The organism is Chryseobacterium sp. 22532, from assembly GCF_052044665.1.
In the GTDB taxonomy this organism is placed as follows: domain Bacteria; phylum Bacteroidota; class Bacteroidia; order Flavobacteriales; family Weeksellaceae; genus Chryseobacterium; species Chryseobacterium lathyri.
In genome coordinates this window covers 1-323 of the sequence record NZ_JBQENJ010000026.1, presented here as the reverse complement: position 1 = coordinate 323, position 323 = coordinate 1, and the positions used below count along the sequence as shown (strand labels likewise).

Sequence of the window (323 nt, the reverse complement as noted above, 5' to 3'; positions counted from 1 at the left end):
GGAGATTACTGGGTGATCAAGCTTGATAAAACAGGAAAAACAGAATGGGAAAAGAGTTTTGGGGGCAAAGCAGATGATCATTTAAGAACACTCGCCTTGACTTCTTCCGGCTATTTAATAGGCGGCGAATCCAGATCCGAGAGATCAGGAAACAAAACCGCAGGTATAGAAGAAGGAACAGATTTATGGCTAATTTCTTTAAATGAAAGAGGCGAAGAGCTTTGGCAGAAATCCTACAATTTTGGAAACAGAGATATTCTGATGGGAACGAGTGTAATCCAGAGTCAAGATTCAAGAGCCAAGAACCAAGATGTCACAAAAGG

1 pseudogene is annotated in these 323 nt (G+C 41.2%); it reads left to right on the top strand.

Annotated features, from left to right (window positions below):
* Window positions 1-323: pseudogene (locus ACTJIV_RS20340) on the top strand (T9SS type A sorting domain-containing protein); the annotation flags it as partial.